21 protein-coding genes are annotated in these 20,158 nt (G+C 73.1%); 17 read left to right on the top strand and 4 right to left on the bottom strand.

The window, feature by feature from the left end; genetic code table 11:
- The first annotated feature begins 74 nt into the window (after nucleotides 1-74).
- The 6 genes from arc to prcA all read left to right on the top strand — a co-directional run bounded on the left by arc (nucleotide 75) and on the right by prcA (nucleotide 5,999).
- Nucleotides 75-1,856: a proteasome ATPase gene (gene arc / locus F8274_RS14515; protein WP_151462873.1), complete on the top strand. Its 1,782-nt coding sequence runs from the start codon at nucleotides 75-77 to the stop codon at nucleotides 1,854-1,856.
- A 180-nt stretch (nucleotides 1,857-2,036) separates the two neighbouring features.
- Complete coding sequence (gene dop, locus F8274_RS14510; RefSeq protein ID WP_151462871.1) at nucleotides 2,037-3,554, top strand: depupylase/deamidase Dop; 1,518 nt, start codon at nucleotides 2,037-2,039, stop codon at nucleotides 3,552-3,554.
- Nucleotides 3,555-3,660: 106 nt separating this feature from the next.
- Entirely contained in the window at nucleotides 3,661-3,867 is a 207-nt protein-coding gene (locus F8274_RS14505) for a ubiquitin-like protein Pup (RefSeq protein ID WP_073836803.1), read from the top strand.
- A gap of 228 nt (nucleotides 3,868-4,095) precedes the next feature.
- Entirely contained in the window at nucleotides 4,096-4,341 is a 246-nt protein-coding gene (locus F8274_RS14500; protein ID WP_255474573.1) for an endonuclease VII domain-containing protein, read from the top strand.
- Complete coding sequence (gene prcB / locus F8274_RS14495) at nucleotides 4,260-5,099, top strand: proteasome subunit beta (protein ID WP_192579831.1); 840 nt, start codon at nucleotides 4,260-4,262, stop codon at nucleotides 5,097-5,099. Before F8274_RS14500 ends, prcB begins: the two co-directional genes overlap by 82 nt.
- Nucleotides 5,100-5,162: 63 nt before the next feature.
- Complete coding sequence (gene prcA, locus F8274_RS14490) at nucleotides 5,163-5,999, top strand: proteasome subunit alpha (protein ID WP_151462867.1); 837 nt, start codon at nucleotides 5,163-5,165, stop codon at nucleotides 5,997-5,999.
- 149 nt (nucleotides 6,000-6,148) lie between these two features.
- Here prcA and rfbB read toward each other — a convergent pair whose 3' ends face one another.
- Complete coding sequence (rfbB, locus tag F8274_RS14485; protein WP_151462865.1) at nucleotides 6,149-7,135, bottom strand: dTDP-glucose 4,6-dehydratase; 987 nt, start codon at nucleotides 7,133-7,135, stop codon at nucleotides 6,149-6,151.
- A 118-nt stretch (nucleotides 7,136-7,253) separates the two neighbouring features.
- Between rfbB and pafA the strand changes: the two genes are divergently transcribed.
- From pafA to F8274_RS14470, 3 genes are all read left to right on the top strand, one after another.
- Nucleotides 7,254-8,612 (top strand): Pup--protein ligase, encoded by a 1,359-nt coding sequence (gene pafA / locus F8274_RS14480; protein WP_151462864.1) that lies wholly within the window; start codon nucleotides 7,254-7,256, stop codon nucleotides 8,610-8,612.
- Between the two features lie 64 nt (nucleotides 8,613-8,676).
- Nucleotides 8,677-8,898 carry a hypothetical protein gene (locus F8274_RS14475; protein WP_151462863.1) on the top strand — a complete coding sequence of 74 codons (222 nt, stop codon included), beginning with the start codon at nucleotides 8,677-8,679 and terminating at the stop codon, nucleotides 8,896-8,898.
- Nucleotides 8,899-9,011: 113 nt separating this feature from the next.
- Complete coding sequence (locus F8274_RS14470) at nucleotides 9,012-9,560, top strand: carboxymuconolactone decarboxylase family protein (protein WP_151462897.1); 549 nt, start codon at nucleotides 9,012-9,014, stop codon at nucleotides 9,558-9,560.
- Between the two features lie 5 nt (nucleotides 9,561-9,565).
- On the opposite strand, the gene F8274_RS14465 is transcribed toward F8274_RS14470, so the two are convergent.
- Nucleotides 9,566-10,651 (bottom strand): DUF3866 family protein, encoded by a 1,086-nt coding sequence (locus tag F8274_RS14465; RefSeq protein WP_151462861.1) that lies wholly within the window; start codon nucleotides 10,649-10,651, stop codon nucleotides 9,566-9,568.
- 59 nt (nucleotides 10,652-10,710) lie between these two features.
- Nucleotides 10,711-11,718, bottom strand: a complete 1,008-nt coding sequence (locus tag F8274_RS14460) for a cation diffusion facilitator family transporter (protein WP_151462859.1) — start codon at nucleotides 11,716-11,718, stop codon at nucleotides 10,711-10,713.
- 150 nt (nucleotides 11,719-11,868) lie between these two features.
- Between F8274_RS14460 and F8274_RS14455 the strand changes: the two genes are divergently transcribed.
- The 5 genes from F8274_RS14455 to tatC all read left to right on the top strand — a co-directional run bounded on the left by F8274_RS14455 (nucleotide 11,869) and on the right by tatC (nucleotide 15,622).
- Nucleotides 11,869-12,867 (top strand): YafY family protein, encoded by a 999-nt coding sequence (locus F8274_RS14455; RefSeq protein WP_151462857.1) that lies wholly within the window; start codon nucleotides 11,869-11,871, stop codon nucleotides 12,865-12,867.
- Nucleotides 12,864-13,877 carry a YafY family protein gene (locus F8274_RS14450; RefSeq protein WP_091265844.1) on the top strand — a complete coding sequence of 338 codons (1,014 nt, stop codon included), beginning with the start codon at nucleotides 12,864-12,866 and terminating at the stop codon, nucleotides 13,875-13,877. The genes F8274_RS14455 and F8274_RS14450 overlap by 4 nt, the downstream gene beginning before the upstream one ends.
- Before the next feature lie 4 nt (nucleotides 13,878-13,881).
- Nucleotides 13,882-14,130: a hypothetical protein gene (locus F8274_RS14445; RefSeq protein WP_151462855.1), complete on the top strand. Its 249-nt coding sequence runs from the start codon at nucleotides 13,882-13,884 to the stop codon at nucleotides 14,128-14,130.
- A 215-nt stretch (nucleotides 14,131-14,345) separates the two neighbouring features.
- The gene (gene tatA / locus F8274_RS14440) at nucleotides 14,346-14,648 is read left to right on the top strand and encodes a Sec-independent protein translocase subunit TatA (protein ID WP_151462854.1); all 303 of its coding nucleotides are present in this window, start codon (nucleotides 14,346-14,348) and stop codon (nucleotides 14,646-14,648) included.
- Between the two features lie 20 nt (nucleotides 14,649-14,668).
- Nucleotides 14,669-15,622: a twin-arginine translocase subunit TatC gene (gene tatC / locus F8274_RS14435; protein ID WP_151462852.1), complete on the top strand. Its 954-nt coding sequence runs from the start codon at nucleotides 14,669-14,671 to the stop codon at nucleotides 15,620-15,622.
- Between the two features lie 85 nt (nucleotides 15,623-15,707).
- Here tatC and F8274_RS14430 read toward each other — a convergent pair whose 3' ends face one another.
- Nucleotides 15,708-16,592, bottom strand: a complete 885-nt coding sequence (locus tag F8274_RS14430; protein ID WP_151462850.1) for an ABC transporter substrate-binding protein — start codon at nucleotides 16,590-16,592, stop codon at nucleotides 15,708-15,710.
- 164 nt (nucleotides 16,593-16,756) lie between these two features.
- Here F8274_RS14430 and F8274_RS14425 point away from each other — a divergent pair, with 164 nt between their 5' ends.
- The 3 genes from F8274_RS14425 (at nucleotide 16,757) to F8274_RS14415 (ending at nucleotide 20,039) form a co-directional block, all read left to right on the top strand.
- Nucleotides 16,757-17,128 carry an SCP2 sterol-binding domain-containing protein gene (locus F8274_RS14425; RefSeq protein ID WP_192579830.1) on the top strand — a complete coding sequence of 124 codons (372 nt, stop codon included), beginning with the start codon at nucleotides 16,757-16,759 and terminating at the stop codon, nucleotides 17,126-17,128.
- Nucleotides 17,125-19,176, top strand: a complete 2,052-nt coding sequence (locus tag F8274_RS14420; RefSeq protein ID WP_151462846.1) for a glycogen debranching N-terminal domain-containing protein — start codon at nucleotides 17,125-17,127, stop codon at nucleotides 19,174-19,176. Before F8274_RS14425 ends, F8274_RS14420 begins: the two co-directional genes overlap by 4 nt.
- A gap of 164 nt (nucleotides 19,177-19,340) precedes the next feature.
- A complete protein-coding gene (locus F8274_RS14415; RefSeq protein ID WP_151462844.1) occupies nucleotides 19,341-20,039 on the top strand; it encodes a hypothetical protein in 699 nt (232 codons plus the stop codon).
- The last annotated feature ends 119 nt before the right edge of the window (nucleotides 20,040-20,158 follow it).

Below are 20,158 nucleotides of genomic sequence, written 5' to 3'. Positions count from 1 at the left end.
TTGCGGAGGACCGAATCGGGCTCATAGCGGCTAGTGTTAGGTCAGAACGTTCAAGCCCCCCGGGGAGGTGGGACGTGGCACGCAGCGACGACGCGGACTCGCGCGCCGCACGGTGGGAGAAGGAGGCCCACGATCTCTCCACGCAGGTTGCGTTCCTTCAAGAGGAACTCGCCCTGGTGCGGCGCAAGTTGACCGAAAGCCCCCGACACGTCCGGCAGCTCGAGGAGCGGCTGGCGGCCACCCAGGCGCAGTTGGCGCGGCTGACCGAGAACAACGAACGGCTCGTGAGCACCCTCAAGGAGGCTCGCGCGCAGATCGTGACGCTCAAGGAGGAGATCGACCGCCTCGCCCAGCCGCCGAGCGGCTACGGCGTCTTCCTGGCCAAGCACGACGACGGCACGGTGGACGTCTTCACCGGCGGGCGCAAGCTCCGGGTGGCCGTCTCGCCCTCGCTCGAGGTCGACGAGCTGCGTCGGGGCCAGGAGGTCCTGCTCAACGACGCGCTCAACATCGTCGACGCGTTCGGCTACGAGCGGGTCGGCGAGGTCGTGATGCTCAAGGAGATCCTCGCGGGTCCCGACGGCGCGCCGGGCGACCGGGCGCTGGTGGTCTCGCACTCCGACGAGGAGCGGATCGTGCACCTCGCCGAGACCCTGATCGGTTCGCCGATCCGGGCCGGCGACTCGCTCATGATCGAGCCCCGCTCGGCGTACGCGTACGAGCGGATCCCGAAGAGCGAGGTCGAGGAGCTTGTCCTGGAGGAGGTGCCCGACGTCGGCTACACCGACATCGGTGGCCTCCACTCGCAGATCGAGCAGATCCGCGACGCGGTCGAGCTGCCGTTCCTGCACGCCGACCTGTTCCGCGAGCACCAGCTCCGGCCGCCGAAGGGCATCCTGCTCTACGGGCCGCCCGGCTGCGGCAAGACGCTGATCGCCAAGGCGGTGGCCAACTCGCTGGCCAAGAAGATCGCCGAGCGGCGGGGCGAGGAGAAGCACACCAGCTTCTTCCTCAACATCAAGGGCCCCGAGCTGCTCAACAAGTACGTCGGCGAGACCGAGCGGCACATCCGGCTGATCTTCCAGCGGGCGCGGGAGAAGGCCGGTGAGGGCACGCCGGTGATCGTGTTCTTCGACGAGATGGACTCGGTCTTCCGCACCCGCGGCTCCGGTGTCTCCTCCGACGTGGAGAACACCATCGTTCCGCAGCTGCTCAGCGAGATCGACGGCGTGGAGGGCCTGGAGAACGTCATCGTCATCGGCGCCTCCAACCGGGAAGACATGATCGACCCGGCGATCCTGCGCCCCGGCCGGCTCGACGTGAAGATCAAGATCGAGCGGCCGGACGCCGAGGCGGCCAAGGACATCTTCTCCAAGTACATCCTCTCCGGGCTGCCGCTGCACGCCGACGACCTGGCCGAGCACGGCGGCGACCCGCAGGCCACCGTGGCGGCGATGATCGACGCGGTCGTGCTGCGGATGTACTCGGAGACCGAGGAGAACCGCTTCCTCGAGGTCACCTACGCCAACGGCGACAAGGAAGTCCTCTACTTCAAGGACTTCAACTCCGGCGCGATGATCCAGAACATCGTCGACCGGGGCAAGAAGATGGCCATCAAGGAGTTCCTCACCTCCGGGCGCAAGGGCCTGCGGCTCCAGCACCTCCTCGACGCCTGCGTCGACGAGTTCCGCGAGAACGAGGACCTGCCCAACACCACCAACCCCGACGACTGGGCGCGCATCTCCGGCAAGAAGGGCGAGCGGATCGTCTACATCCGCACGCTCGTCTCCGGCGGCAAGGGCGCCGAGGCCGGCCGGTCCATCGAGACCGCCAGCAACACCGGCCAGTACCTGTAGTCCGACGGCACGACGGAGGCCCGCGGCGCACCGCGCCGCGGGCCTCCGCGCGTCCACGCCCGCGCGGCGCCGTGCCCCGCCACACCGGACGCCCCGGGCCGCCGCGCCCCCATCCCGCGTGACGGCGACTACGCTCGACGTGACGGGGGACCGGGACGGGCGAGCGGAGCGGGCAGGTCGATGAGCGTTAGACGGATCATGGGCACCGAGGTCGAGTACGGCATCTCCGTGCCCGGCCAGGCCGGGGCCAACCCGATGGTCACCTCCTCCCAGGTGGTCAACGCCTACGGGGCGCGGCCGGAACTCAACCGCGGCGGCCGGGCCCGCTGGGACTACGAGGAGGAGTCGCCGCTGCGCGACGCCCGCGGCTTCACCTACTCCGGGGCGGCCTACGACCCGGCCGAGGCGCTCGCCGACGAGGATCTCGGACTGGCCAACGTCATACTCACCAACGGCGCCCGCCTCTACGTCGACCACGCGCACCCCGAATACTCCACGCCCGAGGTGACCAACCCCCTCGACGTGGTGCGCTGGGACAAGGCCGGTGAGCGGGTGATGGCCGAGGCGTCCAAGCGGGCCGCCACCATCCCGGGCACCCACCCGATCCACCTCTACAAGAACAACACCGACAACAAGGGCGCCAGCTACGGCTCCCACGAGAACTACCTGATGCGGCGGCAGACGCCGTTCGCCGACATCGTGGCGTACCTGACGCCGTTCTTCGTCACCCGGCAGATCGTCTGCGGCGCCGGGCGGGTCGGCATCGGCCAGGACGGCGGCCAGAGCGGCTTCCAGATCTCCCAGCGCGCCGACTTCTTCGAGGTCGAGGTGGGGCTGGAGACCACCCTCAAGCGGCCCATCATCAACACCCGGGACGAGCCGCACGCCGACGCCGACAAGTACCGCCGGCTGCACGTCATCATCGGCGACGCCAACCTCTCCGAGATCTCCACCTACCTGAAGGTCGGCACCACGGCGCTGATCCTCACCATGATCGAGGAGAAGGCGCTCGGTGCCGACCTTGGCATCGCCGACCCGGTCAGCGAGCTGCGCGCGGTCAGCCACGACCCGTCGCTCACCCACCTCATGCGGCTGCGTGACGGCCGCAGGCTGACCGCGCTCGACGTGCAGTGGGCCTACCTGGAGCGGGTCCGGTCCTTCGTGGACGACCGCTACGGCGCCGACGCGGACGCCCAGACCGTCGACGTGCTGGACCGCTGGGAGAGCGTGCTGGACCGGCTCGGCCGCGACGCCTTCCTCTGCGCCGACGAGCTCGACTGGGTGGCCAAGCTGCGGCTGCTGGAGGGCTACCGGGAGCGGGAGAAGCTGGGCTGGGGCTCGCACAAGCTCCAACTGGTCGACCTGCAGTACTCGGACGTGCGGCCGGAGAAGGGCCTCTACCACCGGCTGGTGCAGCGCGGCTCGATGAAGACGCTGCTCACCGACGAGCAGACCCGCTCGGCGATGACCGAGCCGCCGGAGGACACCCGGGCCTACTTCCGTGGCCGCTGCCTCGCCCAGTACGCCTCCGAGGTGGTCGCCGCGAGCTGGGACTCGGTCATCTTCGACGTGGGCCGGGAGTCGCTGGTCCGGGTGCCGATGATGGAGCCGGAGCGGGGCACCCGCACGCACGTGGGGCAGCTCTTCGACCGCTGCGACACCGCCAAGGACCTGCTGGAGATGCTGACCGGCGGCTGAGCCGGATGCCGGAAGGCCCGTCCCGTGCCGCAACCCGGCGCGCGACGGGCCTTTCGTCGTCGGCGCGAGGTAAGTTGATCGCAGGCGATCGTGGAGGAGGCACACCATGGCGACCCAAGAAGGCGGCCAGACCCAGTCCGGCAAGTCGCACGAGGAGGTCGAGGAGGTCACCGCGCAGGCCAACCCCGAGGTTGCCGAGCGGCACGCCGAGATCACCGAGGACGTCGACGACCTGCTCGACGAGATCGACTCCGTCCTGGAGGAGAACGCAGAGGAGTTCGTCAGGGGCTACGTGCAAAAAGGCGGCCAATAGGGCATAGCCGGTTAAATAGGACATGCCTCGCCCGTTGGATGATCGGGACGGCCTTCGCCGCTGTCGTGACTGCGACGCGTGGAAGCCGCTCGATGGTTTCTGCGCTGACAGTCGTCGGCCCGACGGCCGTGGCAGCTACTGCAAGCCTTGCTTCAACCTTCGCTCGAAGGCCAGTTATGCCAAGCGTCTGAAGGAGAAGCACGGTCGCTTCTCGCCGAGCAGGGTGGTGTGTGCGCGATCTGCGGGTCACCCGACCCGGAACACCTGGACCACGATCATCGCACCGGGTGGGTGCGCGGGATACTCTGCTTCAACTGCAACGGTGGTCTTGGCCAGTTCAAGGACAGCCCCGAGAGTCTGGCCAGGGCGATCACGTACCTGAGAGGAACCACGTGGCAGCGGGTTTTGATCCATCCGGGCGTCTTCCAGATGTGTTCACCAACGCGGGGACGTCCTCGTTCACAGCGTTCCTGAGCAAGGTGGCCCCCGAGATGCTGCCCGGCCGTCGGCCGCTGCCGCCCGGCATGGCCGCCGACATGGCGCCGCACGCGACGACCATCGTGGCCATCTCCGCCAGCGGTGGCGTCGTGATGGCCGGCGACCGGCGCGCCACGATGGGCAACCTGATCGCCCAGCGGGACATCGAGAAGGTCCACCCCGCCGACGCGTACTCGCTGGTCGGCATCGCGGGCACCGCGGGCATCGGCATCGAGCTGATGCGACTGTTCCAGGTGGAGCTGGAGCACTACGAGAAGATCGAGGGCGCCATGCTCTCGCTCGACGGCAAGGCCAACCGGCTGGCCTCGATGATCCGGGGCAACCTGGGCGCCGCCATGCAGGGCCTCGCCGTGATCCCACTCTTCGCCGGCTTCGACCTGGCCGCCGCCGACCCGGCCCGCGCCGGGCGGATCTTCAGCTTCGACGTGACGGGCGGCCCCTACGAGGAGACCGGCTACGACGCGATCGGCTCCGGCTCGCTGTTCGCCAAGTCCGCGCTGAAGAAGCGGTTCCGGGCGGGCCTGTCGATCGACGACGCGACCCGGCTGGCCGTGGAGGCGCTCTACGACGCGGCCGACGACGACACCGCGACCGGTGGCCCGGACCTGACCCGCCGGATCTATCCCGTGGTGATGACCGCGACCGCCGAGGGCACACACCGGCTCACCGACGCCGAGACGGCGGCGATCGCGGAGGGCGTGGTGTCCGCCCGCATGGAGAACCCGGGCGGCTGACCCCGCTCTCGCCGCACCTGAGTCAGCAGTCCGCAGCACAGCGCCCGAAGGAGAACCGCCGCCGTGGCCATGCAGTTCTACGCCTCGCCCGAGCAGATCATGCGCGACCGCTCCGAGCTGGCCCGCAAGGGCATCGCCCGGGGCCGCAGCGCGGTGGTCCTGAGCTACGAGGGCGGGGTGCTCTTCGTCGCGGAGAACCTGTCCAGCACCCTGCACAAGGTCAGTGAGATCTACGACCGGATCGGCTTCGCCGCGGTGGGCCGGTACAACGAGTTCGAGAACCTGCGCCGGGCCGGGGTGCGGATGGCCGACCTGAACGGCCTGAGCTACGACCGGCGGGACGTGACCGGGCTGGGCCTGGCGAACGCGTTCGCGCAGACGCTGGGCGCGATCTTCACGGAGCAGTCGAAGCCGTTCGAGGTGGAGATCTGCGTCGCCGAGGTGGGCGCCACGTCGGACGACGACGCGCTCTACCGGCTGACCTACGACGGGTCGGTCAACGACGAGCCGGGCCGGATGGCGATGGGCGGCCAGGCCGAGGCGATCACCGGGGTGCTGAAGAACGAGCACCGGCCCGAGATGTCGCTGTCCGAGGCGGTCCGGGCGGCCGTGAAGGCGCTGAGCAGCGTCGGCGGCGAGGGCGGGGCGGCCCGCACGATCGCGGCGAACCAGCTGGAGGTGGCGGTCCTGGACCGGCGCCGGGTGGGGCGGACGTTCCGACGGATCACCGGGGCGGCGTTGACCGCGCTGCTGGACGGCGACGCGAGCGCGGACGCGGCGCCGGCGGCGGGGCGGGCGAAGACCCCGACGGTGCCGACCGAGGAGGCGAAGAAGCCGACCACGTCGGCGGGCTCGGCGGACCTGGAGGGCCAGCCCCAGGAGGAGCAGCCCGAGGAGTGACGCCGGCCGGGCGCCGGAGCGTGCCCCGGTAGCGCCGACGGGCGCCGGAGCGCGCCCCGTCCGGCGCCCGGGCCTCGATCGACTCCGGCTCGCCGATGTGGCGGTGTCCCCGGAGTCGGGAAGGCGCCACCTCGCCGACCTGGAGTCGATCACCGGCCTGAGCGGTGCGGTTTCAGCGGCGTCCACCAGGCGCGGTGGGCCCGGTACCAGTCGACCGTCGCGGCCAGGCCGGCGTCGAGGTCGACCGTGGGGGCCCAGCCGAGTTCGTGTCGGGTGGTGGTCCAGTCCAGCGCGTACCGGCGGTCGTGGCCCTTGCGGTCGGCGACGGGCCGGACCCGCTCCCAGCCGGCGTTGCAGGCGGCGAGCAGCCGGCCGGTGAGTTCCCGGTTGGTGAGTTCGGCGCCGCCGCCCAGGTGGTAGACCCCGCCGGCCCGGCCGCGGGCCTGGGCGAGCGCGACGCCGTGGCAGTGGTCGTCGACGTGCAGCCAGTCCCGGACGTTGCCGCCGTCGCCGTAGAGGGGCACGTCGTGCCCGTCGAGCAGGTTGGTGACGAACAGCGGGATGATCTTCTCGGGGTACTGGCAGGGCCCGTAGGTGTTGGCCCCGCGGGTGACCACGACATCCAGGCCGTGGGTGCGGTGGTAGGCCAGCGCGAGCAGGTCGCCGGCGGCCTTGCTGGCCGAGTACGGCGAGCTGGGGTCGAGCGGGGCCTGTTCGGTCCAGGCGCCGGTGGCGATGGAGCCGTAGACCTCGTCGGTGGAGACCTGGACGAAGCGGCGCACGCCGTGGCGCAGGGCCGCGTCGAGCAGGGTCTGGGTGCCGACCACGTTGGTGGTCACGAAGTCGGCCGCAGCGGCGATGGAGCGGTCCACGTGCGACTCGGCGGCGAAGTGCACGACGACGTCGTGGCCGGCGACGGTGGCGTCGACCAGGGCGGGGTCGCGGATGTCGCCGCGGACGACCCGCAGCCTCGGGTCGGCGCGGACGGGGTCGAGGGCGCCCTCGGTGGCGGCGTAGGTGTAGGCGTCGAGCACGGTGACGGTGTCGGCCGTGAGGTCCGGCTCGGCGCCGGTGAGCAGCCGCCGGACGTACGCCGAGCCGATGAAGCCGGCGCCGCCGGTGACGAGGATTCTCACGGCAGGGACCGTACCCGGCGGCGGGATGTGCGAACGCGGGGAATCCCCGGCCCGGTGCGGATGAGACCACTGGGTTGAGCGCTGCCCATCCGGGGCCCCGGGCGGCTAATGTCACATCATGGAGCGGCGAATCTTCGGCCTCGAAACCGAGTACGGCGTCACCTGCACCTATCGCGGGCAACGCCGACTGTCCCCCGACGAGGTCGCGCGGTACCTGTTCCGGCGGGTGGTGTCGTGGGGCCGGTCGAGCAACGTCTTCCTGCGCAACGGAGCCCGCCTCTACCTGGACGTGGGCTCGCACCCGGAGTACGCGACGCCGGAGTGCGACTCGGTGACCGACCTGGTGGCCCACGACCGGGCGGGGGAGCGGATCCTGGAGGGCCTGCTCGTCGACGCGGAGAAGCGGCTGCACGACGAGGGCATCGCGGGCGAGATCTACCTGTTCAAGAACAACACCGACTCGGCCGGCAACTCGTACGGGTGCCACGAGAACTACCTGGTGTCCCGGCACGGCGAGTTCGGCCGGCTGGCCGACGTGCTGATCCCGTTCCTGGTCACCCGCCAGTTGATCTGCGGCGCGGGCAAGGTGCTCCAGACGCCGCGCGGCGCGGTCTACTGCCTGTCGCAGCGGGCCGAGCACATCTGGGAGGGCGTCTCCTCGGCGACCACCCGCAGCCGGCCCATCATCAACACCCGCGACGAGCCGCACGCCGACGCCGAGCGCTACCGGCGGCTGCACGTCATCGTCGGCGACTCGAACATGAACGAGGTCACCACGCTGCTGAAGGTCGGCACGGCCGACATCGTGCTGCGGATGATCGAGGCCGGCGTGGTGATGCGGGACCTGACGCTGGAGAACCCGATCCGGGCGATCCGGGAGGTGTCGCACGACATCACCGGCCGGCGCAAGGTGCGGCTGGCCTCCGGCAAGGAGGTCTCGGCGCTGGACATCCAGCAGGAATACCTGGCGAAGGCGACCGAGTTCGTGGAGCGCCGCGGCGGCGACCAGACCGCGAAGCGGGTGGTGGAGCTGTGGGGGCGGGTGCTGCGGGCGGTGGAGACCGGTGACCTGGACCCGGTGGCCCGGGAGATCGACTGGGTGACGAAGCTGCGGCTCATCGAGCGCTACCAGCGCAAGCACGACCTGCCGCTGTCGCACCCGCGGGTGGCACAGATGGACCTGGCCTACCACGACCTGCGGCGCGGCCGGGGCCTGTACGGGCTGCTGGAGCGGCGCGGCGAGGTGGACCGGGTGGCCACCGACCCGGAGATCTTCGAGGCGAAGGAGACCCCGCCGCAGACCACCCGGGCGCGGCTGCGCGGCGAGTTCATCCGGCACGCCCAGGAGAAGCGGCGGGACTTCACCGTGGACTGGGTGCACCTGAAGCTGAACGACCAGGCGCAGCGCACGGTGCTGTGCAAGGACCCGTTCCGGGCGTACGACGAGCGGGTGGAACGGCTCATCGCGAGCATGTGACCCGGGGGCGGGCGGCCGGTGCCGGGGCGCCGGCCGCCGCGCCCACGGGTACGCTGGCGTCGCGATGAACACTTCCGAACCTGCCGGCCGTCCGGGCCGCGACACGTCCGCCGGCCGCGACGGCGGCACCGAGAAGCTGAACTGGGTGGAGCGGCGCCGGGAGAAGATCCGCGCCGAGATCGAGCGCAACCGCCGCGGCGAGTTCGCCGTGCCGACCTGGGTGCTGGCGGCGGCGCTGGTGCTCATCGTGGGCGCCTGGCTGGCGTTGATCTTCCTGGCCGGCTGACCGGCGGAACCACAGCGGGAGTTGCGCCCCGGCCCGGCCGCCCGCGAAGGTTGTCACATCGACCGGATTCGACCCGCCGGCTTCGGCCGGCGCGGGCACGGGAGGGTGACGTCATCGCACACATCGACCTGGGACTGGACGAGCAGGCCCACCCCGGCATCAACGGGCTGGCCCGCTACCGCCCGGAGACCGCCAAGCCGCTGTTCGACCTCGCCGACACGCTGCTGCACGCCCCGCATCCCACGCTGAGCGCGGGGGAGCGGGAACTCGTCGCCGCGTACGTGTCGGATCTGAACGCCTGCACCTTCTGCTGCGCGTCGCACTCGGCGTTCGCGGCCGCGCAGCTGCCCGCGGGGATGTCGCTGGTGGAGCAGGTCCGGCAGGACCTGGACGCGGCGCCGGTCGACGGGAAGCTACGGGCGCTGCTGCGGATCGCCGGTGCCGTGCAGCGCGGCGGCCGGGAGGTCACCACCGAGCTGGTCGACGCCGCGCGCGCCGAGGGCGCCACCGACCTGGAGATCCACGACACGGTGCTGATCGCCGCCGCGTTCTGCATGTACAACCGGTACGTCGACGGCCTGGGCACGGTGGCGCCCGCTGACCCGGCGGGCTACACCCGGGCCGCGGAGCACATCGTCGCCCACGGCTACGGGGCGCGCTGAGCGGCTCAGCCGAGCAGGCGGGCCGCGTGCCGGCCGGCGGCGGCCGCGGCCAGGAAGTAGGCGTGGTCGCCGTCGAGCCCGCGCCCCATCGTCGACAGGCCGACCGGGCTGGCCCGCAGCGCCGCGTCCAGGCCGTCGGTGGGCACGGTGACGATCCGGTGCCGCGCCGCGAGCGGGGCCAGCGCCGCGTCCACCTCGGCCGCGAGAGCCGGGTCCAGGGCGTCCGGCACGACCAGCTCCGCGGGGGCCAGGGCGACCCGGCCGTACGCGGTGAGGCTGTGGTGGGAGACGCCCCGGTGCCGGGGGCGGGGGTCGGCCGCGGAGATGCGCAGCGAGCCGACCGGCCGCCCGCCCAGCGTGGCCACCGCGTTGACGGCCTCGCCGACGGCCACCCCGGAGAAGCCCCAGCGGGTGCCGGTGCCCAGGTTGCCGGGGCCCTGGGCGACGATCGCCACGTCGGCGCCGAGCACGTGCCGCGCGGCGAGCAGGCCGCTGTGCAGGGTGCTCGCCTCCAGGTCGCCGCCGAACGCCTGGCCCACGCTGACCGTGCCGGCGAGGTGGCCGGCGAGCCCGGCGAGGGTGCGGGAGAACCAGGCCGGCAGCGCCCCGCCGTCGGTGAGCAGGTAGGCCACCCGGGCGTCCGGGGCGCCGGCGTGGACGCCGGCCAGGATCGCCGGCAGCGCGGAGTGCAGGTCGGCGGTCACCACCGGCATCCCGTCGACGGACTCGGCGGCGGCCAGCCGCGCGTGGTGCGGCGAGGCCTCCTCGTCGACGCCGAGCAGGATCGGCTGCAGCGGGGTGTAGCGGGCCTTGACCAGGTGCCCGGCGTCGCGGCTCTCGGCGGCCTGCGGCGGGTCGGCGGGGAGCCGGTCGGGCAGGGCCACGACGAGGGCGTACCCGCCGGTGCCGAGGCCCATGAGCAGGGCGCCGGCGTTGAGCAGCACCCGGTCGCCGGGCTCCGGGTCACCGACCAGGGCCGGGTAGGCCAGGGCGCGCATCCGGCCGCCGTCGGCCAGGTCGACGTCGAGTTCGGCGGCGCCGGCCCACCGTCGCCGTACCGCCGTGACCGTGCCGGACCGCCATCGCACCATGCCCGGCACCGTATCGGCCGGCGCGGGCCCGGGGTGCGGCCGGGTCGCCGGCCCGCCGGTCAGGGCACCCCGCCCGGCTCCTGGTCCACCGCCCGCTCGTCCTCGTCCTGCGTGGTGCGGGCCGGGTGCCCGTCGCTGCCGCTCCTCGACCGGGTCGGGTCGAGGAAGACGTACCCGATCTCCGGGAACCGGTCGGTGAGCCGCCGCTCGGCCTCGTCGGCGGCGGCCTCGATGTCGGCGCCGGTGGCGTCGTCGTGGAAGTCGACCTTGGCGGCGACCAGGATGTCCTCCGGACCGAGGAACATGGTCATCAGGGTGTCGACCCGGTCCACCGCGGGCAGCTCGGCCAGCTCGTGCTCGATCTGCCGGTGTACCCGGTCGGACACGGCCCGGCCGACCAGCAGGGAGATGTTGCTGCGGGCCAGGATGCCGGCGACCGCCAGCAGCAGCACGCCGATGAGGATCGAGGCGACGCCGTCGAACATCTCGTCGCCGGTGAGGTGCGACAGCGTGAGGCCGGCGGCGGCGAGCAGCAGGCCGACGAGGGCGGCGCTGTCCTCCAGGAAGACCGCCTTGACCGTGGTGTCGGCGGTCAGCCGCAGGTAGCGGCGCGGGGTGGCCCGCCAGCGCCGGGACTCGTTGCGGACCTGCCGGACCGCCCGGGCCAGCGAGACCGACTCGATGGCGAAGGAGATCGCCAGCACGATGTACGAGGTCAGGTAGTTGCCCGTGTGCTCGTGCACGAGGATCGTGGTGACGCCGTGGGTGATGGCGAAGCCGGCGCCGACCACGAAGGTGAACAGCGCGGCGAGGAAGGCCCAGACGTAACTCTCCTTGCCGTACCCGAAGGGGTGCCGGGTGTCCGCGGGCCGTGCCCCGCGCCGCAGCGCCAGGTAGAGCAGGACCTCGGTGGTGGTGTCGGCGACCGAGTGGGCGGCCTCGGAGAGCATCGCCGCCGAGCCGGAGAGCAGGCCCGCGACGAGCTTGGCGACGGCGATGGCCAGGTTCGCCACGCCGGCCACCACGACCGTGCCGACACTCTCGCTCTTGACCTCCGCCCCCGCCATGCGCCCACCCTATGGCCGTCACCGACCCGCCGCGCGGCGAGCGGGGAGGGCCCGGGCGGTGTGGTGCGGATCGCCTCCGGGGTGCGACTCCCGCGCGCCGCGCCCGCGCGGGTGCGCGCTGCGGACGTGCGGGCTGCTAGCGTTTCCCACGTGTCGCGGACCCGTACCGAACGCCTGGTCAACCTGGTGATCTGCCTGCTGTCCACGCGACGGTTCCTGACCGCCGCGCAGATCGCCGCGACCGTGCCCGGCTACGAGCACGATCCCGACGACGCCAAGGACCACGAGGCGTTCCAGCGCAAGTTCGAGCGGGACAAGGCCGAGCTGCGGGAACTCGGGGTGCCGCTGGAGACCGGGACCGCCAGCGTCTTCGACGCCGAGCCGGGCTACCGGATCGCGCCCCGCGAGTACGCGCTGCCCGACATCCCCCTCGAACCGGACGAGGCCGCCGCCGTGGGCATCGCGGCCCGGCTGTGGCAGCACGCCGGCCTGGCCGCCGCCGCCTCGTCGGGGCTGGCGAAGCTGCGCGCCGCCGGCATCGACGTGGACCCGCAGGCCACGCTGGGCCTGGAGCCGATGGTCACGGTCGACCCGGCGTTCGCACCGCTGACCGCCGCCGCGCGCGACCGGCGCGAGGTCAACTTCGACTACCGGGTGCCCGACCGGGACGCACCGACCCGCCGTCGGGTCCAGCCGTGGGGCGTGGTCTGCTGGCGCGGCCGCTGGTACGTGGTCGGCCACGACCTGGACCGGGCGGCGACCCGCTGCTTCCGGCTCTCGCGGGTGGTGGGCGCGGTCCGGGTGACCGGGCAGCCCGAGGCGTACGAGCCGCCCGCCGGGGTGGACCTGATCAGTCACGTGGCCCGCTGGTCCGGGCCCGTGGAGCGGACCGGCCGGGCCACCGTGCTGGTCGCTGCCGGCCGCGCCGCGGGGCTGCGCCGCTGGGCCGTGGAGAGCCACGCCGGGCCGGACGGGGACCGCCTCGTCCTGCCGTACGCCGACGCCGACTACCTGGCCGGGCACATCGTGGGCTACGGCCCGGACGTGCGGGTGCTGGAGCCGCCGGAGGTCCGCGAGGCGGTCATCCAGCGATTGAAGGAGATCGCGGCCCGACACGACGACCTGGCCGTCACCGGGGGTGCCCGGTGACCCGCCCGGCGGCCCGCGGCGGCCGCGCCTCGGCCGACCGGCTGGCCCGGCTGCTCAACCTGGTGCCCTACCTGCTGGCCCGCCCCGGCATCGAGATCGCCGAGGCGGCGCACGACCTGGGGGTGACCGAGAAGCAGCTCCGCGAGGACCTGGAGCTGCTCTGGGTGTGCGGCCTGCCCGGTTACGGCCCCGGTGACCTGATCGACATGGCGTTCGACGGTGACCGGGTGACCATCACCTACGACGCGGGCATCGACCGCCCGCTGCGGCTCACCCCGGACGAGGCCCTGGCCCTGGTGGTGGCGCTGCGGATGCTCGCCGAGACGCCCGGGGTGGCCAACCGGGAGGCGGTCGAGCGGGCCCTCGCCAAGATCGAGAGCGCGGCCGGTGACCTGGCCGGGGCCCCGGTCGAGGTGCGGCTGCCCGGCGACACGGCCCGGGTCCGCGAGCTGCGCGCCGCCGTGGAACGCGGCCGCGCGCTGCGGATCACCTACTACACCGCCGCGCGGGACGAGACCACCGAGCGCACCATCGACCCGCTGCGGATGCTGATGGTCGGCGGTCGGGCGTACGTGGAGGCGTGGTGCCGCCGGGCCGAGGCGGTCCGGCTGTTCCGGGCCGACCGGATCGACGCGGTCACCGAGCTGGCCGAGCAGGCCGTGGTCCCGCCGCAGGCCCGCCCGCACGACCTCAGCGACGGGGTGTTCCGCCCCTCACCGGACCTGCCGCTGATCACCCTGCGGATCGGCCGGGGCGAGCGGTGGATCACCGAGTACTACCCGTGCGAGCGGGTCGAGGCCGACGGGGAGCAGTGGCTGGTGTCGCTGCGGGTCACCGACCTGGGCTGGGCCCGCCGGTTCGTGCTCGGGCTCGGGCCCGACGTGACGGTGGTCGCGCCGGCCGAGCTGGCCGAGCAGGTGCGGGCCCAGGCGGCGGCCGCCCTCGACGCGTACGCCACCCCGGTCGACCGCGCCGACCCGGCGGTGGCCGGCGCCACCGGCGTAGGCTGACCGCGTGGTGACGTGGATCGTGCTCGGGGTCGTGCTGTTCGCGCTGATCGTGTTGGCCCTGGCGGTCCGGCCGGTGGTGGCGCGGCTGCCCCGGTTGCGCCGCACGGCGCTGGCCCTGCAGCGGCGCCAGGCCGAGGCGGAGTCGCTGCGGTCCGCCGCCGAGGAACTCCAGGCGCGGGCCGAGGCGCTCCAGGAGCGGGCGGGTGTCGCGCAGGAGCGCATGACGTTGATCAAGGCCAGGCGCGGGAAGTGATCGACGGCGGTCGGTCCGCTGCGCGGTAGCTGCGCGTTCACGGCCGGATCCGCGCACGATTGCGCCCCGTGGGTGGTTGACGGGACACTCCGGGTTGGCCGAGACTTCACCGACCAGGCCCGCAACCGGGGCCCGGCAGGGTGGCAAGCGTCTTCGAGGCACGTACGATGGGCTGCGACCACCCCCTCACCGACACAGAGCGACTGGAGCTTCCCATGGGTGCCCTCAAGCCGTGGCACATCGCCGTACTCGTGGTCGTGCTGATCCTGCTCTTCGGCGCGAAGCGGCTCCCCGACGCGGCCCGCTCGCTGGGCCGTTCGCTGCGGATCATCAAGGCCGAGACGAAGAGCCTGCACGACGACGACCGTGACCTGGCCGAGAAGGCCGACGCGCAGACCGGCTACCAGCCGCTCCCGCCGCAGCAGCAGGTCGGCCAGCCGCAGCAGCAGTTCGCCCCGCAGCCGCAGCAGCCGGTCGCCCCGCCGGTCGACCCGGTGCAGCGCGTCCGCGAGAACTGATCCGAGAGGGCCCCACCACCGTGGCCTTCGGGTTGAAGAAGCGCGGCCCCAGCACGTTCGAGCGGGCCGCCGACGGCTCGATGACGCTCATCGAGCACATCCGTGAGCTGCGTAACCGGCTGTTCCGCGCGTCGCTGGCCGTCGTCGGCGGCCTGATCGTCGGTTTCTGGCTCGCAGATCCGGTCTTCCTGCTACTGAAGCGGCCGTACTGCCGACTGCCCGACACGACGAACGCGCTGGGCCAGTGCCAGGACCTGCTGGCGCTGGCACCGACGACCGGGTTCGTGCTGAAGCTGAAACTCGCGCTCTGGCTGGGCCTGATCATCGGTGGGCCGGTCTGGCTCTATCAGCTCTGGGCGTTCATCGCCCCGGGTCTGCACCGTCACGAGCGCAAGTGGGCCTACGTTTTCGTGGCGATCGCCGCGCCGCTGTTCGCCGCCGGCGCGGTGCTGGCCTACTTCGTGGTCGACAAGGGCCTCAGCTTCCTGATGGAATCCGGGGTCGGCGGGCTGTCCAACCAGTTCGAGGTCAGCGCGTACATCGGGTTCATCACGAACATGATCCTGCTGTTCGGGGTGGCGTTCGAGTTCCCGCTGATCCTGCTCATGCTCAACTTCACTGGCGTGGCCAGCGCCCGCCGTCTGTTGAGCTGGTGGCGCGTGGTGATCTTCGTGTCCTTCGCTTTCGCCGCCATCGCCACGCCCGACCCGGGTCCGTTCGGCATGACGTTGCTGGCCACCGCGCTGTCGCTGCTCTACTTCGTCGCGGTCGGGGTGGCGTTCATCAACGACAAGCGGCGGGGGCGCGGCCGGGAGCTCTACGCGGACGTGCCCGACGACGAGGTTTCGCCGCTGGACCTGTCCGTCGAGGCGGTCGGTGCCGCCGGCGGGGTCGAGGCGCCCGCCCCGGTGGGGGCGCCCGAGCCGGTCGCCGCACCGGCGCCGATCGAGCGCCGCTACGACGACATGACCTGACGGGTTCCACCCGAGCACCGACGCGAACGCCGTCCCCGCTGCGGGGCGGCGTTCGCGCGTGCCGGCCCGCCGCGGCATCGGCGGCTCAGGCCACCCGGCGGGCCGCGCCCTCCGGCGGGGCGGGCACGGCGTCCGGGTGCAGGACCGCCGCGATCGCCTCGGCGCCGTCGACCAGACGCGGGCCGGCCCGCACGACCAGGCCGTCCGCGTCCAGCGCCCAGACCTCCGCGCCGGGGAAGTGCGCGGCCACCCCGGCGGCCTGCCCGGCGGCCCCGTCCAGGCCGAATCCGCACGGCGCGACCAGCACCACCTCGGGCCGGGCTGCTCGCAGCGCCGCCCAGGTGGTCGGCGTGGACCGGGCCCCGGGATGGGTCGCCACCGGCTCGCCGCCGGCGGCCTCGACCAGGTCGGGGATCCAGTGCCCGGCACCGAACGGCGGGTCGACCCACTCCACCACGGCGACCCGCCGCCGGGGCCGGCCGGCCACCGCCGCGCGGACCGCCGCGAGCCGCGCCCGCAGCCCGTCCACCAGGGCCTCCGCCCGGTCCGGCACCCGCGCCGCCGCGCCCACGGCCAGGATCGTGTCCAGCACGTCCGCCAGGGTGTACGGGTCGAGCGACAGCACCTCCGCCCGGCAGCCGAGGTGCTCGACGGCGTCCGCCACCCGGCCCGACGGCAGCGCGCAGACCCGGCACAGGTCCTGGGTGAGGATCAGGTCCGGGCCCAGCCCGGCCAGCGCCCCGGCGTGCAGGGTGTAGAGGTCGGCGCCGGCGGCGAGTTGGCCCTTGACGTAGGCGTCGATCTCGCCGGGGCTCATGCCGCTGGTGTCCCGGCCGCCGACCACGACCGTGGTGCCGGCCCGGTACGCGGGCGGCACGGCGCACTCGAAGGTGACCCCGACCAGGTCGTCGCCGAGCCCCAGAGCGTAGGCGATCTCGGTGGCCGAGGGGAGCAGGGAGACCAGGCGCATCCCGCCATCCTGCCGGCCCCCGCAGTTCCCCCGATCCCCGGGTCCGTGCCGGGGCCCGGCGATAGTCTGGGGCGGCGCCCGAGGCGGTGCGGACGCGCCCGTCGTCGCGGCCCGCCGGGCATCGGTGCCGGCGGCGCGCCGGCCCTCTCCCGGGAGGCGGTGCGGTGTCCGATCCGATCGAGGCGTTCTTCGCGCAGCTCGCCCGGCAGGCACCCGAGCGGGTGCTGCGCCGCACCACCGGCACGATCCGGTTCGAGCTGGAGGGGTCCGACGGGCTCGACGTCTGGCACGTCACCATCCGCCATGGCCGGCTCGCGGTGGAACACCGCGCGCGGTACGCCGACACGGTGATCCGGACCCGGCGGGACGTCTTCGTCCGGATGGCCCGGGGTGAGGTCAAGCCGCTGACCGCCTGGCTGCGCAACGAGATCGTCGCCGACGGGCACTTCCGGTTCGTGGTGCTGCTGGAGCGCCTCTTCCCGGCGCCGCCCGGGGCGCGGCACCCGCGGGAGCGCGCCGGCCGGAGGCCCGGATGAACCAGAACCTGGTGCGCGTGCTGGACGGCAACGTCTTCGTGCTCAGCGAGGACAACGGCGACATCGAGGCGACCGCGGCCAATCCGGTCGGCTTCTTCGACTTCGACACCCGCTTCCTGTCGGTCTGGCGCCTCACGCTCAACGGCGAGCGGCTGACGTCGCTGTCCATCGCCGAGCGGGACCACCTCCAGATGCGGTTCTTCCTCGTCCCGGGCGCCCCGACGCACTACGTGGACGCCAAGTCGTCGCTCATCCGGGAGCGCGCGATCACCGGCGGCGTCTTCGAGGAGCGGTTGACCCTGTTCAACCACCACCACGTGCCGGAGGAGTTCACCGTCCGGCTCGACGTGGGCAGCGACTTCGCGCCGATCCTGGGCGTCGCCGCCGAGCGCACGCCGCCGGGGCGGCTCTACCGGCAGGTCGAGGAGCGCGGGCTGCGCCTCGGCTACCAGCGGGAGAGGTTCCAGCGCGAGACCGCGGTGACCAGCAGCGAACCGGTGCGGGTGGACGAGCGGGGTCTCACCTGGACGGTGCGGCTGGCGCCTCGGCAGGCCTGGACGACGACCCTGCGGGTGCGGTCGTTCGTGCTGCGCCCGGACGGCATCGACGTCCGGGACCGGTTGGAGCGGCGGCCCCGGGCCAGCGCCGAGGAACGGCAGGATGATTTGAGCGCGTGGCTGTCCCGCACGCCGCAGCTCACCTGTGACTGGGAGGCGCTGACCGAGGCCTACCGGCGCAGCCTGGTGGACCTGGCGGCGCTGCGCTACTCGCCGCTGACCCTGCCCGATGAGGTGATGCCCGCCGCCGGCCTGCCCTGGGCGGCCACCATCACCGGCCGCGACAGCATCCTGACCAGCTTCATGGCGCTGCCGGTGGCGCCGGAGCTGGCGTCGGCCACGGTGCGGATGCTCGGCATCGACCAGGGCACGGTGCTCGACGACTTCCGCGACGAGGAACCCGGCAAGATCCTCCGCGAGTTCCGGTACGGGGAGATGGTGGCGTTCGAGGAGCGCCCGCAGTCCCCGTACTACGGCACCGCCGACGCCACCCCGCTCTACGTGATCCTGCTCGACGAGTACGAGCGGTGGAGCGGCGACGTGGGCCTGGTGCGGGAGTTCGAGGACGAGGCCCGGGCGGCCCTGCGGTGGATCGACGAGTACGGCGACCTGCTGGGCGACGGCTACGTCCGGTACCTGTGGCGCAACGAGCGCTCGGGGGTGGCGAACCAGGGGTGGAAGGACTCGCCGGAGGCGATCTGTCACGCCGACGGACGGCTGCCCGGCCCGCCGCTGGCCACCTGCGAACTCCAGGGGTACGCGTACGACGCGAAGCTGCGGGGTGCCCGGATGGCCCGGGAGTTCTGGGGCGACCCGGCGTACGCCGACCGGCTGGAGCGGGAGGCCGCGGCGCTACGGGAACGCTTCGACCGGGACTTCTGGATCGCCGACCGGGGCTACTACGCGCTGGCCCTGGACGGTGACGGCGGGCAGGTCGACGCGCTGGCGTCCAACATGGGCCATCTGCTGTGGAGCGGCATCGTCCCGCCGGAGCGGGCCGCGGAGGTGGCCGCCCACCTGGTCGGGCCCCGGCTCTTCTCCGGCTGGGGCATCCGCAGCCTGGCCACCGGACAGGAACGGTACAACCCGCTCGGCTACCACCTCGGTGCCGTGTGGCCGTTCGACAACGCGCTGATCACCTGGGGCCTGCGCCGGTACGGCTTCGCCGAGGAGGCGGGGCGGATCGCCGAGGCCATGGTGGAGGTCTCCCGGTTTTTCCACGGCCGGCTGCCCGAGGCGTTCGCCGGCTACGCCCGGGAGCTGACCGAGTATCCGGTGGGCTATCCGACCGCGAACAGCCCGCAGGCGATGGCGACCGCGACTCCGTTCCTGCTGCTGCGCGCCCTGCTCGGGCTGGAGGCGGCCGGCGAGCACCTGCTGATGGCGCCGCGGGTGCCGGCCCGGTTCGGCCGGGTGGAACTGCTCGACGTGCCGGGCCGGTGGGGGCGGCGGGACGTGATCGGCAGCGGGCTGGCCCATCTCGCCCGCTGACCCGCCTCGGCGGGTGGCCACGGTCGCGCCAACCTGTCCCCTTGCCAGGACGGCCGGCCCGCTTAGACTCTCCTGACTCCGCCGAAGTCCCCCCGGGCGGTGTGCCGGGGGTGGTTGTCGGCGTCCGTCCTGGTCAGCCCGCTGACCTCCGCCCCGGAGAGCCGATGAAGAGCCGTACCGCCGCCGTCGTGGCCGCGATCTGCGCCACCGCCGCCCTCACCGCCTGCGGTGACGACGACCCTGCCCCCACCGGTGGCGAGGTCCCGGTGACCGCCACCGACACCAGTTGCGAGGTGGCCACCACCCTCTTCAACCCGGGCGCGGTCACCTTCGCGGTGACCAACCGGGGGCAGCAGGCCACCGGGGTCTACCTGTACGGCCGTGCGGGGGACGGTTTCACCAAGGTCGTCGCCGAGGCGGCGGACGTCGCACCGGGGAAGACCGGGGACCTGCGGGCCACCCTCGCCACCGGCCTGTACGAGGTGGCCTGCAAGCCGGGCCGGCAGGGCGACGGGGTGCGGACCCGGATCACCGTCTCCGACGACGGCGCCGTGGCCAGCGCCGCGGCCGAGACGGCGTACGACCGGGAGGTCGCCGTCGAGCTGACGGCGGCCGGGATCACCGGCGCGGAGGGGCTGATCGCGGAGCCGGGCGAGAAGATCCAGTTCCGGGTGACCAACAAGACCACGGCGGCCCGGACGCTGGACGTGCTCGACCCGGACGGCAAGCGTGCGGCCGAGGTCAGGGCCGAGCCGAACGGCACGGCGGACGCGGTCGTGACGTTCGGCGGCGCCGGCACCTGGACGCTGAAGGCCAAGGGCGACGGCGCGGCCCCGGTGACCAGGCAGCTCGTCGTGCGCTGAGCGGTGAGCCCCGCCACGCGGCCGGTGAACGGGATTCGGGGCGCGTCCCGGACGGTCTAGTGTTCGCCCGGGGCCGCCCGCCCCGCCGCCGGCCGCACCGACCCGGCGCCCACCCCGCT

The sequence above is a fragment of the Micromonospora sp. AMSO31t genome (genome assembly GCF_008868175.1).
Lineage (GTDB): Bacteria > Actinomycetota > Actinomycetes > Mycobacteriales > Micromonosporaceae > Micromonospora.
This window is presented reverse-complemented; position numbering and strand designations above follow the sequence as displayed.